At 65.8% G+C, this 13,039-nt stretch carries 12 protein-coding genes; 2 read left to right on the top strand and 10 right to left on the bottom strand.

The genetic code is table 11. The features are described 5' to 3' along the window. Positions 1 to 14 precede the first annotated feature (14 nt). Both XF30_RS25970 and XF30_RS38245 read right to left on the bottom strand, forming a co-directional pair. Positions 15 to 215, bottom strand: a complete 201-nt coding sequence (locus XF30_RS25970; protein ID WP_036023649.1) for a hypothetical protein — start codon at positions 213 to 215, stop codon at positions 15 to 17. Positions 216 to 287: 72 nt separating this feature from the next. Further along, positions 288 to 440 (bottom strand): hypothetical protein, encoded by a 153-nt coding sequence (locus tag XF30_RS38245; protein ID WP_156447252.1) that lies wholly within the window; start codon positions 438 to 440, stop codon positions 288 to 290. Between the two features lie 123 nt (positions 441 to 563). On the opposite strand from XF30_RS38245, the gene XF30_RS25965 reads away from it, so the two are divergent. After that, the gene (locus tag XF30_RS25965; protein ID WP_244609020.1) at positions 564 to 1,628 is read left to right on the top strand and encodes a HoxN/HupN/NixA family nickel/cobalt transporter; all 1,065 of its coding nucleotides are present in this window, start codon (positions 564 to 566) and stop codon (positions 1,626 to 1,628) included. Next, the gene (locus XF30_RS25960) at positions 1,609 to 3,921 is read left to right on the top strand and encodes a TonB-dependent receptor (protein ID WP_109144251.1); all 2,313 of its coding nucleotides are present in this window, start codon (positions 1,609 to 1,611) and stop codon (positions 3,919 to 3,921) included. Before XF30_RS25965 ends, XF30_RS25960 begins: the two co-directional genes overlap by 20 nt. A 39-nt stretch (positions 3,922 to 3,960) precedes the next feature. Here XF30_RS25960 and XF30_RS25955 read toward each other — a convergent pair whose 3' ends face one another. The 8 genes from XF30_RS25955 to XF30_RS25920 are packed head-to-tail and all read right to left on the bottom strand — an operon-like array spanning position 3,961 to position 12,935. After that, positions 3,961 to 5,025 (bottom strand): UDP-glucuronic acid decarboxylase family protein, encoded by a 1,065-nt coding sequence (locus tag XF30_RS25955; RefSeq protein WP_109144250.1) that lies wholly within the window; start codon positions 5,023 to 5,025, stop codon positions 3,961 to 3,963. An 11-nt stretch (positions 5,026 to 5,036) separates the two neighbouring features. Next, a complete protein-coding gene (locus tag XF30_RS25950; protein WP_036023657.1) occupies positions 5,037 to 6,161 on the bottom strand; it encodes a CgeB family protein in 1,125 nt (374 codons plus the stop codon). Then, the gene (locus XF30_RS25945; protein WP_036034785.1) at positions 6,158 to 7,246 is read right to left on the bottom strand and encodes a CgeB family protein; all 1,089 of its coding nucleotides are present in this window, start codon (positions 7,244 to 7,246) and stop codon (positions 6,158 to 6,160) included. The genes XF30_RS25950 and XF30_RS25945 overlap by 4 nt, the downstream gene beginning before the upstream one ends. After that, a complete protein-coding gene (locus XF30_RS25940; RefSeq protein ID WP_109144249.1) occupies positions 7,243 to 8,373 on the bottom strand; it encodes a CgeB family protein in 1,131 nt (376 codons plus the stop codon). Before XF30_RS25940 ends, XF30_RS25945 begins: the two co-directional genes overlap by 4 nt. Beyond that, a complete protein-coding gene (locus tag XF30_RS25935) occupies positions 8,370 to 9,482 on the bottom strand; it encodes a glycosyltransferase family 4 protein (RefSeq protein ID WP_109144248.1) in 1,113 nt (370 codons plus the stop codon). Before XF30_RS25935 ends, XF30_RS25940 begins: the two co-directional genes overlap by 4 nt. Continuing rightward, positions 9,479 to 10,765 carry a TIGR04295 family B12-binding domain-containing radical SAM protein gene (locus XF30_RS25930; RefSeq protein WP_109144247.1) on the bottom strand — a complete coding sequence of 429 codons (1,287 nt, stop codon included), beginning with the start codon at positions 10,763 to 10,765 and terminating at the stop codon, positions 9,479 to 9,481. The genes XF30_RS25935 and XF30_RS25930 overlap by 4 nt, the downstream gene beginning before the upstream one ends. Continuing rightward, positions 10,762 to 11,823: an SDR family NAD(P)-dependent oxidoreductase gene (locus XF30_RS25925; protein WP_109144246.1), complete on the bottom strand. Its 1,062-nt coding sequence runs from the start codon at positions 11,821 to 11,823 to the stop codon at positions 10,762 to 10,764. The genes XF30_RS25930 and XF30_RS25925 overlap by 4 nt, the downstream gene beginning before the upstream one ends. Further along, on the bottom strand, positions 11,823 to 12,935 hold the full coding sequence (locus XF30_RS25920; RefSeq protein WP_109144245.1) for an NAD-dependent epimerase/dehydratase family protein: 1,113 nt from the start codon (positions 12,933 to 12,935) through the stop codon (positions 11,823 to 11,825). Before XF30_RS25920 ends, XF30_RS25925 begins: the two co-directional genes overlap by 1 nt. Between the last annotated feature and the right edge of the window lie 104 nt (positions 12,936 to 13,039).

The raw sequence follows: 13,039 nt of genomic DNA, 5'->3' as shown, positions 1-13,039 counted from the left end.
GCGAACCTGCCGGCCTACCGCAGCTCTTTCGCAAACAAGACGGAGCGGTCCTGCAGCTCCTGCTCGGGAAGCTTGTCGGCCCGTCCCGTCTGCATATCTTGAATGGACGCCATGCCGGGCTGACCGAAATGAGGCACTGGATGCGGCCTGAACACGCTATTGGCCGCACCGGCGAGAAGCATGGCTGCGATTAGCGAGAGCATGAGGAGTTTCATGCGCGTCTCCGTCTGCCATCTCCACCCGGCACGATGAATACATCGGGATCGTCGAATCGGATGTGAGCGGCTTCACAGCAACGGGTTCCAGTTGCGTGGGTCGAGCTCCCCCTGACGACCGTCAACTTCGGCGTCAAACTGGATATCTGCTTGCCAATGCGAGCGCCCATCCCGCATCGGCGCGGTGATCCCGCTGACGCGGAATTCCTCCATCAGGCCCGCCATTTGGCTCGCATTCCGTCGGCTCGTCAGGGGGCAGACCGAAACTGGTCCGGCTCTTGCTCTTGCCAGTATGAGAAATTTTGATAAACGTCATACTGTAAGGGCGAGCGAATGGAACGAGCAGCGATGCGGACTTTGCGGGCGGTCGAGCCCGGAACGGTGGCGCTGCTTGGCGGGCTCGTCGCCGCCAACATCGCCGCATGGGCCTGGGCCTTCACGCTGTTCGGCGACCGGCCGACGGTGATGGCGACGGCCTTGCTGGCCTGGGTGTTCGGCCTGCGTCATGCCGTCGATGCCGATCACATTGCCGCGATCGACAACGTCGTGCGCAAGCTGATGCACGGCGCCGAGACGCCGCGCAGCGTCGGCCTCTATTTCGCGCTCGGCCATTCCACCGTCGTCGTGGTGGCGACCATGCTGCTGGCACTGGGCGTCGTGAGCCTCGGCGGCGACAGCCTGCTCAAGGAGATCGGCGGTCTCATCGGCACCTCAGTCTCGGCCCTGTTCCTGCTTGCGGTTGCCGCGATCAACCTCGTCATTTTCGTCGGCCTGTGGCGGACGTTTCGCGCGGCGCGGGACCAGGGCGTTCACGATGCTGCGCAGCTCGATGCGCTGCTTGCCAGCCGCGGTATTCTGGCCCGGCTGCTCGGCCCGATGTTCCGCCTGGTGACGAAGCCCTGGCACATGTACCCGCTCGGCTTCCTGTTCGGCCTCGGCTTCGATACCGCGACGGAGATCAGCCTGCTCAGCATCTCCGCCAGCGAGGCCGCGCGCGGCGCCTCGCTCGCCGATGTGCTGGTTTTCCCCGCGCTGTTCGCCGCAGGCATGGCGCTGGTCGACGCGGCCGATTCCGCGCTGATGGTGAGCGCCTATCGCTGGGCCTTCGTCGATCCCTTGCGCAAGCTCTGGTACAACCTCACGATCACCGGCGCCTCCGTCGCGGTAGCACTGTTCATCGGCGGGATCGAAGCGCTCGGCCTGATCGGCGAGCGGCTCGGTCTCTCCGGCGGCGCATGGGTGCTGGTCGAGGACCTCAACGAGTCGCTTGCCAATGTCGGCTTTGTCGTGATCGCGCTGTTTGCGGTCGCATGGCTCGTCTCGGTCGTGCTCTATCGCCGCATGTTCGGGAACGAGCCTCGCCGCGCCGGCACGAAAGTTTTGGAATGCACCGATGCGACCGAGGCGGCCTGAGCACGGTCGTCACGGCGGCGCTTTGACGGCACTCTCGGTCTTGGCGCTGCTCGCGGATGACGGCCGCGCCTTTGCACAGAGCAATGACGCCTCACGCGAACTGCCGCCGGTCGAGGTCAGTGGTGGCGCCGCGCCCGGGCGCAAGATGACGGCCGCATCGCGCCGTGCCGCCAGATCGCCCGCGGCCGGCCGCCGGATCTTCGTGTCTTCCGCGACGGCGCAGGCGTCGGATCCGCGCAGTGCCGGCTCGGGTGCAAGGGCCGCAGCCGGCATGGCCAGCGAGATCACTGTCTCCGGCGACGAGATCAACGCGCGCCCTTTCACACGGCCGGGCGAGGCGCTCGAAGCCGTGCCTGGTCTGATCGTGACGCAGCATTCCGGCGAGGGCAAAGCCAACCAGTATTTCCTGCGCGGGTACAATCTCGACCACGGCACCGATCTGGCGATCATCGTCGACGGCGTCCCCGTCAACATGCGCACCCACGCGCATGGTCAGGGCTATGCCGATCTCAACTGGCTGATCCCGGAAACCATGGCCGCAATGGACGTGCGCAAGGGACCTTACTTCGCCGACGAAGGCGACTTCGCCTCGGTCGGAAGCGTTCACATCGGCCTGATCGACAGCACAAGGCGGCTGGCGCAGGTGAGCGCCGGCAGCTTCGGTTACCGCCGTCTGCTCGGCATGGATTCCGCGAAAGTTGGCGACGGTTCGCTGCTGGTGGCCGGCGAGATCGGGACCTACGACGGCCCGTGGGACAATCCGGACAAATTGCGAAAGCTCAACGGCCTCGTGCGCTACAGCCAGGGCACCGCGACCGACGGTATGTCGATCACCGGCATGGCCTACGTCAACAAATGGAATTCGACCGACCAGGTGCCGCAGCGCGCCATCACCAGCGGCTTGCTCGGCCGTTATGGTTCGGAAGATCCGAGCGACGGTGGTCATGCCAACCGCTTTGCGCTGTCCGGGCGCATCGCGCAGACCGACGACATCGGTTCATGGAAGGCCAACGCCTATCTGGTGAAGAGCCAACTCGACCTCTTCAATAATTTCACTTACTTCCTTGACGATCCCGTGCTCGGCGACCAGTTCCACCAGCACGACGACCGCTTGATGGCGGGCGCCAATGTCTCGCGCACGCTGGACGGCTCCTTGGCCGGCCTGCCGATGCAGACCACCTTCGGTCTGCAATCGCGTTATGATGCGATCGACCTCGCGCTCACCAATACGTTCCGTCGCGGCTTCATCGGCAATATCCGCAGCGACAAGGTCGGCGAGGGCAGCGTCGGGGTCTATGCCGAGAACACGGTGCGCTGGACCGACTGGCTCAGGACGACGTTGGGCTGGCGGGGCGATTATTACGCCGCCGACGTCACCTCTCTGTTCAACGCCGCAAATTCCGGTCGCGCCGATGCCGCGCTCGGCAGCCCGAAATTCAGGATGGTGCTTGGGCCGTTCAATCATACGGAATTCTTCCTCGGCGCCGGCTACGGCATGCACTCGAACGATGCCCGCGGTGCGACCACGACGGAGGATCCCACCGATCCCGCGACAAGGCTCACGCCGTCGCCGCTCCTGGTGCGCACCAGAGGCGCGGAGGTCGGGGTTCGCAGCAGGATCATTCCCGGCCTCGACAGCTCTCTCAGCCTCTTCATCCTGGACCAGGATTCCGAGATCCTGTTCGCTGGCGATGCCGGCGACACCTCGGCAACGCGCGCCAGCCGCCGCTACGGCTTCGAGTGGACCAACCACTACCGGCCACGGTCCTGGATCGACATCGACGCGGATCTCGCAATGACGCATGCGCGCTTCCGGGGCTATGACAGCGAGCAGGCCGCGGTCTATGCCTCGCTTGCCGGCTATCCCGAGGCGCAGACCGGCAATGCGCCCGGCAACTACATTCCCAATGCTCCGGTGGTGGTGGCATCGGCCGGAATAACACTTGGCGAGAAGACCGGGTGGTTCGGCAGCGCGCGCTGGCGCTACATCGGCGCGAGCCCGTTGACCGAGGACAATGCGTTCCGCTCGCGCCCGACCGGCATCGTCAACGCGCGGCTCGGCTACCGCAGCGAGAACGGCTGGCGAATCCAGCTCGACGTGCTCAACCTCTTCAACAGCAAGGCGAACCAGATCACCTATGCCTATGGCTCGCTGTTGAAGACCGATACGCTCTACAATCTCTGCGCCGCCAATGCCGCACCGGCCGCGGTCTGCGCGAACGGCGTGATGGACTATGTGCTGCACCCGGTCGAGCCGATGGCGTTTCGGGTCACTGTGGCCGGAACGTTTTAGGTCTATTGCGCGAGCACACCGGCCGATCCGCCAAGGCCTTCACGGCTGCTCGGACATCGTCAGGCGGCCACGTGCTGGGTGGCGCGTCCTGCGCGCGGCGATGGCCGGCACGAGCGTTGGCGTTTCCCCGGCGAGGCGGAGCGCGAAATAGGCAATGGTCGCTTGAAGCCCGTCCTTCAATGCCACCTTCGGACGCCATCCCAGGATCTTCTCGGCGGCGTCGATCACGGGCTTGCGCCGCTTCGGATCGTCCTTTGGCAGGGGCTCGAAGCGCAGCGGGGACGCAGATTCGGTGCATGCCAGCACCTCACGGGCGATGGCCTCGATCGTGACCTCGTGCGGATTGCCGAGATTGCAGGGACCTGTGACCGAGGCGGGGCTCTCCATCAGGAGCTGAAGCCCCCGCACAAGATCGTCGACGAAGCAGAAGCTGCGGGTTTGCGTGCCCTGGCCGTAGATCGTGATCGGCTCGCCACGCAACGCCTGCACGATGAAGTTGGACACGACGCGGCCGTCATTCTCGAGCATGCGCGGGCCGTAGGTGTTGAAGATGCGCGCGACCTTGATCTCCGTGCCGTGCATCCGCCGATAGTCGAACATCAGCGTCTCCGCGGCCCGCTTGCCTTCGTCGTAACAGGCCCGCGGCCCGACGGGATTGACGTTGCCGAGATAGGATTCCGGCTGCGGATGCACCTCCGGGTCGCCGTAGACCTCGCTGGTGGAGGCCTGAAGAATCCGGGAGCCCTTCTGCCGCGCCAGTTCGAGCAGGTTGATCGAGCCGAGCACGCAGGTCTTCATCGTTCCGACCGGATCGACTTGATAATGGCGGGGCGAGGCCGGGCAGGCGAGGCTGTAGATCCGGTCGATCTCGCCCTCGATCTCGATGGGATCGCGCACGTCATGCTCGATGAAGCGGAAGTTCGGATGGTTGAGCAGGGGCCGGATGTTGTCGGTGGTTCCCGTGAACAAATTGTCCAGGCAGATCACCATGCTGCCGCGTTGCAGGAGCGCGTCGCAGAGATGCGATCCGATGAAGCCGGCGCCGCCGGCGACCAGGACCGTCGGCGAGCGGCGGGACGCGTGGATGCGGGTCTGGAGCGTCATGACGTGGCCTTTCAGAGTTGGGCGACCTGCATGGGGCGAACGACGGGGAGTGGCGCCGTCTTGCGGCGGCGCCGCGCGGCTGCCTCGGCGTAATAGGTCTCCAGTTGCCGTGCGCGATGGTCGGGGGTGTGGTCGGCGAGCACCCGCCGCCGCGCGTTGTGGGCGATCGTGCGCCGTTGCTCTTCCGGCATGTCGCGCAGGATCTCGACGACCTCGCGCGGGCTGGCTGCCAGCAGGATTTCCTTCGAGGGCGCGAAGATCGTCTCGATCCCCGGCCAGCGGTCCGAGATCACGGGCGTGCCGCAGGCCGCCGCCTCGAACAGCCTGACGCTCGGGGAGAAGCCCAGCGCCTTCATGTCGGCGCGGGTGGCGTTCAGCGTGAAACGCTGCGCCGCGTAGAACTCCGGGTGCTGCTTCGGCGAGAGGTGCTCGATCCGCGTAACGTTGGCGGGCCAGGCGATATTGTCCGGATATTGCGCGCCGGCGACGACGAATTGATCGCTCGGCAGCGTGCGCGCCGGTGCCAGCAGCAGCTCCTCGAGAACGGGCTGCCGGTCCTCGCTGTAGGTCCCGAGATAGCCGAGCGCCCATTTCGGCGGCGCCTGCTTCGGCGCGTAGATCTCCGCGTCTGCGCTGCAGTAAAGCACACGCGCGAGCGGACTGCCGTAGCTCTGCTCGATCATGCCGGGCACCGGTCCGCCGGTGAACGACAGATAGAGATCGAAGCGCGGGATCATTGCCGCCGAGAGATAGTCGAGGCCTTGCTCGAGCCGCGCCAGAGTGACTGGCGTGTCGATGTCGTAGAACGCGGTGATGCCCCTCGCGTGCGTCGTGGTCCATTCGGCGAGCGCGATCCCGTCAGGAACATAAGAGCCGATGATCACCAGATCGGCATCGCGGATCAGCTTGCCGAACTGGCGCGGAACATCTTTCGAAGAATGGTACAATTCGACAGTCCAGGCAGAGGGCTTGGTCAGGTCGCGGTGATCCCGATACCAGGGCACGTCCCGCTCCAGGAACGTGACGCGGTGACCTCGTCGCGCCAGCGCTTCGATCAGGGCGCGGTAGGTCGTGGCATGACCGTTGCCCCAGGACGAAGTGACCGAAAGACCGATGACGACGATGGAGAGGTTCATTCTGCTGCCTCGATTCGGGAGCTGTGGGCGACGAAGAGATCGTTGAACTGGCGGGCGCGCTGCCGGTAAGTGTGCTGGCTGAGGATGCGTGCGCGGGCGCGGCGGGCGATAGACCGGGCCCGCTCGGGATCGAGCGCGGTGAGGTGCTCGGCCACCTCGGCGCCGTCGGCGGCCACCAGCACCTCGCGGCCGGGTTCGAGGAAATGATCGATGCCGGCCCACTCGTCAGTGATCAGGCACGCGCCGGCGCCGATCGCTTCGAACACCCGCGTCGGCGGTGAGAAGCCATAGCGCGCCATGCTGTCGCGATTGACGTTGAGCGTGGCGAGCGCGGAGCCGAAGAACGCGTTGTGATCGGCGGTGCCGACATGGCCGACCTTGCGCAGATTGGCGGAGGCGTCCTTGTCGTCCCAGCCGGAGCCGCCGAGCACGAAGGACTTTTCGGGCAGATGGCGTGCAACGTCGAGGAAGAAATGCTCGACGCGCCTCTCACGGTCGGGCAGGCGGTTCGCCAGCAGGCTGAGATCGCAGGCAAAGCGCGGATTGGGCGGCGACGGAAAATGCGTGGCCGGATCGAGTGCGTTGTAGATAGGCACGCAGTCCCGCGCGCCCACCGATCGATACGCGGAGACGACGGGCTCGCCGCCGCCATAGGTCAGGACCATGTCGTAGTATGGGATCGCGCGACGCAGATGATGCTGCGGATCGCTTTCCATCGCCTCGAGCGTGGCGGGAGCATCGACGTCCCAATAGATCCGCGTCAGCCGCGAGGGCAGCGCGGCGACGGCGTTCTCCAGCTCGAGATCAAAGACGCCGACGCCGCTGGCCTTGACCAGCATGTCGGCCGATTGTGCGGCTGTGTCGAGCGAGCTGCGCCAGCCGTCGGCGGTCGCGGGATAGACCACCACCCTGGCCCAATCCGGCTCGTCGATGTCGCGATGCGACTGGCGGTCGAAGGCGTCGGGTTCGTAGAAGGTGACCTCGTGGCCGAGCGCCGCGATCTCCTTCAGCATGCCACGGTAGTAGGTGGCAGCGCCGTTCCAGTAGGACGAGACGAGGCTGGATCCGAAGAAGCAGATCTTCATGCGACGGCTCCGATGTCGTGCTGAGGCCGTGCCGAGCGGCTGGAATCCCTGAGGTCGGTGACGATGTCGATGAGCTGCTCGGCGCGGTGGCGGCAGGTATGACGATCCCTGATGACCTTCAGGCCGGTCTCCACCATCGCGGCAGAGAATTCCGGATCGTCGATGACGGACCGAAGCGCATGCTTCATCTGTTGGCCATCGCCAACGCTGAGATAAGCGCCCTCGGGGAACAGGCCTTCCTCATCCGACCAGGGTGCCGAAACCAGGGGAATGCCGCAGGCCAGCGCCTCGAAGACGCGGATGGTCGGGATGCCCGGCAGCAGGGCGACGTAAGGCCCGCGCGGCACATGGATGGTCGCGCGCGCGCCCGCGAAGGCGACGGGGGCCCAATGCGCCGGCAGCCAGCCGCCATAGCGGATGCCTGCGCTCCTGATGGTGCGGAGCGCATCATCCGAATAGCGCACGCCATGGACGCTGGCGCGGAGCTTCATCTCCGCCACGGGCTCGACCAGGAACTCGTTCAGCTCGGCGCTGCGCTCGCCGTCGCCCCAATTGCCGATCCAGACCAGATCGTCGGTCCGCTCGACCTGGGGCAACGGGTGATACAGCGCAACGTCCGCTGCCTCGTGCCATGTGAAGACCCGGTCTGCCCAACCGAGCTTCAGATAGATCTGCCGAAGCACCTCGCCGAAGGCGAGCACGCCGTCGAATCCGTCGAGATCGAATTGCGCAAGCTCGTCGGGCGCGCTGACCGCACGGTGATGGGTATCGTGAAAGAGCAGGGTGAAGGACCCGCCTTGCACCCGCCTGCGCCCGATCTGCGCGATGAGATCGGGCGAATTCCATTCATGCACGATGACGAGATCCGCGCCATCAAGCGCCCGCTCGAGATCGAGGCTGGTGTCGTAGCGGCGGATGTCGATGCCGGAGAAGAGGGCGGGAATGTCCTCCATCGCATGACTCCCTCCTTCGCGAATGGCGTTCAGGCGGCTCCAGCCGTCGATGGGCTCGAACACGACCACCTCGTGCCCAAGCGCATGGAGCTCGCGTGCATAGCCTCGCAGGAAATGCGCGTTGCCGTTGTTCCAGCAGGAGGTGAAGGCATGATAGAACAGGACGCATTTCATGCGCGCACCTCGATTTGGCTGGCCTCGGCGCTCGTCCGGCGCGATGCGATCAGATCCTGGTAGAGACCGAGATAGGCGCTCGTCATGCGCGTCAGCGAATAGGTCAGGGATTGCTCATAGGCGGCCCGCTGCAGCTTTGCGCGGCCCATCTCGTCAGCGCAAAGATCTGCCAGAGCCCGGTGCAGCGCCTCGCTGTCGGCGGGATCGACGAACAAGGCGGCGCCGCGCCACAATTCCCTGAAGGTCGGGATGTCAGAGAGGACCAGCGCGCAACCGGCGGCGGCGGCTTCCAGCACCGAGAGACCGAACGGTTCATAGAGTGCGGGGCTGACGAAGATCGCTGCATGCTGCAGGCGCGTCTCCAGCGCCGCGTGCGGCAGCTCTCCGAGCCAGGTGATACCCGCTGGCAGGCGTGCTTCGATAGGACCGGCCACCTCGACCGGCCAATCCAGCCCAGGCGCGGCGGCGGCGAGCGCTTCGATGTTCTTGGCTCGGTCCCACAGCCGTCCTGCCGCGAAAATCAGGTCCTGCTTTCGCCCAGACGGGGCGCGTGGCGAAATTCCGTTCCAGATCACCGCGCCGCGCGATTGCGGCTGGTAGATCGCCGTGATGTCGTCGTGGAAGGCCCGGCTCGGACAGACCCAGGCCTGCGCCGCGTCGAGCGCAGCGGCGACCCGCTCGCTGTAGCGGCGCCATCTGGGCTCGCCAAGCCAGGCCGTATCGCGGCAGGCGAGCGCCCAGGAGTTCACGCAGGAATGCGCGACCAGCACGGTCGGGGCCGCCCAGGCAAAGGACGCCTCGCGAAAGCTGTTCAGATGCACGACGTCGGGCGACAACCTGGCTTCGAGCTTCGCAAGCACGCGCCTTGCGTCGGAAACGTTTTGGCCCTCCGGGTCCTGCCATTCGAGTGCGAGGTCCGTGTCGACCAGGTGCACGCTGGTCTCACGCAGCATCTGACGCTGATCGACCCGTGCCCGCGGGCCCAGCGTCACCAGCGTGACGTCGGCACCGGACGCAGCGAGACTCGTGGCAAGCGCGCAGGAATAGGTCCACACGCCGCCAACCGTGTCGGTCGTCATCATGATCCTGATGTCGGCGCCACGGTTCATGAGGCCACCTGGAGTTCGAGGCTGTCGAGTGGCACCGGGCGACCGTTCTGCACGTCGCTGAACTGGTCGAACATCGCGAGATAGTGCCGGTGTGCGCGCTCCCAGGCGACATCGTCGGGCTCGCCCCAGAGCTTGCGGTAGTCGGGAGAGCCGGGATAGGGGTAGAGCGGCACGGGATCGTTGGCCCAGACGCCGGCATCCTGCATGGTGCGGCGCCAGCGCTGCACCACGGGATCGTCGTCCTCGGGCACCTCGATCAAATTGGCCTGCACGAAGGGGACGTGGCGGCGAGCTTCGACCAGCCGGTCGGCGAGCTGATCCGTCGTCATCTTGCAATTCTTGGCGAGGGCCGCGCGCCCTTCCACGGTGAGGCTCTCGATGCCGGCTTCGATCGAGACGCAGCCGGCGCGCCCGAGCAGGGCGAGCATGTCGGGCTTCCAGAGGTCGATCCGCGTCTGCACGCCGAACTTCAGCCCGCGCGTCGTCAAGCCTTCCAAAAGTTCGCGATTGGGAAGAAAGATCTCGTCGATGAAGTAGACGTACTCGATGCCATGGCGGCGCAGACGATCGATCTCTCCGAGAATGACGGCGGGTGGCCGCTTGCGATAGGCGTTGCGGAAATTCTCCTTGGCGCAGAACGTGCAGTTGTAGGGGCAGCCGCGCGAGGCCTCCACCTCGGCGCCCGGTGCGGTCGGCGCGGCCTCGAAGCGGTGATGATGGTGATGGTGACGCCGGATCATATCCTCCGGCCAGTCGAGCGCGGGCTGATCGCTGAACGCGACCGCCTGGGGCCCGCCATTGACCCGGAGCGAAGCACCGTCGGCGAAACACAGGCCGGGGAAGTCCCGTTCGCCATTGGCGAGACGCAGCAGGGACGCCTCGCACTCGCCCATCACGACGATATCGACGCCGAGCTTCTTCAGCGCGGTCTTCGGCGTGGTCGAACCATGCGGGCCGACCGCGATCAGGGTCGGCGCAAGATCCCGCACCGCGATGGCGAGCTGCTGCGGTACGCGCAGCTCGGGCGGCGCGCAGCGCCAGAACAGATAGGTCGGTGCGGTGGTGAAGACGATCTGGCCGGGACGAAAGGCGCGCAGCTCGGTCTCGATGTCGCGGAGAGAGAGATCGAACATATGCGCATCGAGCAGCAACGTGTCGTGGCCGGCCGCCTTTAGATAGTGCTTGGAGATGCCGAGCTCGAGCGGCAGGTGAGGCGAGCGGCAGCCGAAATAGATGCTGCCCGAAAAATCCCAGTTCGGATTGATGAGGGCGACCCGCGTCATGCCAGGGCCTCGCTTCTATTCTGTGATCCGAAGCGGCTGTCGAGCCAGGTGTGGAGCGAGCGCAGGCCATCGGCGAGAGGCATTTGCGGCGTCCAGCCGAGCGCGGTGGCGAGCGCCCGCGTGTCGGTCACGTACCAGGGCTGATCGCCCGGTCGCCAGTCCGCAAAGCGATAGCTGACCTTGCGGCCCGTCAGCTCGGTGATGCGGTCGATCAACTCGAGCAGGCTGATCGCATTCGCAGGACCGCCGCCGAGATTGAAGACGCGCCCGCGCGCCAGCGCGATGTGGTCGAGCGCCGCGAGCCAGGCGCTCACCGCGTCCGACACGTGCAGCGCGTCGCGGACCTGCTTGCCGTCGCCATAGATCGTCAGCGGATTGCCGCTTATGGCGCTGAGCAGGAAGTGTGCGATCCAGCCCTGGTCCTCGGTGCCGAATTGCCGCGGCCCGTAGATGCAGCTCATGCGCATCACCACGGTCTGCAGCCCGAACACCCGGGCATAATCGTGGACGTATTGATCGGCGGTGCCCTTTGAGCATCCATAGGGACTGTAGAAGTCCAACGGCGCGTTCTCCGAAATGCCGCCGGCGAGCAGATCGTTGACCGGCGTGTAGCGACGGCCGGTGAGCGCGATCTCGCTGTCCTCGATCAGGCGCCCGTAGACCTTGTTGGTCGAGGCGAAGATCACCGGGGCCGAGGCGTTGTGCAGGCGGACGGCTTCGAGCACGTTCAGCGTGCCACGGGCGTTGATCTCGAAATCGGCCGAGGGATCGCTGACGCTGTCGGTGACGGCGACCTGGGCCGCGAGGTGCAGCACGGCGCGTGCCTCGCGCACGGCGTCGATCACCGGAATGGGGTCGCGGATATCGGCCACCGTGATCGCGACGCGGTCGCCATGCCGGGATTTCAGCCATTGCGCGTTCTCGCGCACGCCGGCGCGGGCGAGATTGTCCAGCACCAGCACACGGTCGCCGCGCTCGGCCAGACGGTCGGCGAGATTGCAGCCGATGAAGCCGCAGCCGCCGGTGACCAGGACAGGTCTGTTGTGTTGTTCACTCATCACGCGACCAACCCTCGTTGCAGCAGCTCACGGGTCGCCCGCTCCGCCTGATCGTCGGCGATCTGGTCGGCGAGGTACCCGGCGAGCTCTTCGAGCCCGTCCTTGAACGCGACATGCGGCTCGAAGCCGAGCAGGTCGCGTGATTTGCCGATGTCGGCGAAGCAGTGCCGGATGTCGCCAGCACGGTATTTCCGTGTGATCTCGGCAGCGATCTCGCACCGTCCCATCACCTGGGCAAGATCCTCGGCTACCGACAGAATGGTGCGGCTCTGGCCCGAGCCGACGTTGAAGACGTCCTGGGCGTGGTCGGATTCGAGCGCCATGCGGCAGGCGCGGGCGACATCGTGCACGTGGACGAAGTCGCGCCGCTGCAGGCCGTCTTCGAAGACGAGCGGCGGCCGGCCATTGAGCAGCCGCGCGGCGAAGATGGCCAGCACCCCGGTATAGGGATTCGACAGCGCTTGCCGCGGACCGAACACGTTGAAGAAGCGCAAGCCGACCGTCGGAATGCCGTAGGCCTTGCCCGTGATCAGGCACATCCGCTCCTGCGCATATTTGTTCAGCGCGTAGATCGAGCTCAAAGACGGCTGCTTGGTCTCAGGCGTAGGCACGGGATCGAGCGCATGGCCTGCATGATCCCGCAGTTCCCACTCTCCTTGGCGAAGCTGCCCGATCGGTCGTTCGTCGCAAGCCACGACGTTGCCGACGGCATCACGATACAGGCCCTCGCCGTAGATGCTCATCGAGGACGCCACCACCAGCCGCGCGACCGGTCGCTTCGCCAGCGCCTGCAGCAGCACGGCGGTGCCGAGCTCGTTCGTCCTGACATAGGGCTCGATGTCGTACATGCTCTGGCCGACGCCGACGGCGGAGGCGAGATGCAGGACCATGTCGGCGCCGCGCAAGGCCTGTTCGACGGCGACGCTGTCCGTGACGTCGCCGACCACGAGCTCGGCATCGTCCGCGAGATAAGCGGGCCGCTGACGGTTGCCGCCATGGACCTGCGGAGAGAGATTGTCGAGAAGGCGGACCTTATAGCCAGCCGCAAGCAGCACGTCGGCCGTATGCGAACCGATGAATCCCGCGCCTCCGGTAATCAATACTCGCGTCATTCACCGCTCCGTGCCGCATGGGACCGATCCGTTCGGGACCAGCCGATGATGAGAGTTGAAGCGCGCCTTTGCTTGGTCGGGCGACCTGCGCGCCAGTCACGTCT

Origin of the sequence: Bradyrhizobium sp. SUTN9-2 (genome assembly GCF_003122645.1) — a bacterium.
In the GTDB taxonomy this organism is placed as follows: domain Bacteria; phylum Pseudomonadota; class Alphaproteobacteria; order Rhizobiales; family Xanthobacteraceae; genus Bradyrhizobium; species Bradyrhizobium yuanmingense.
This window is presented reverse-complemented; position numbering and strand designations above follow the sequence as displayed.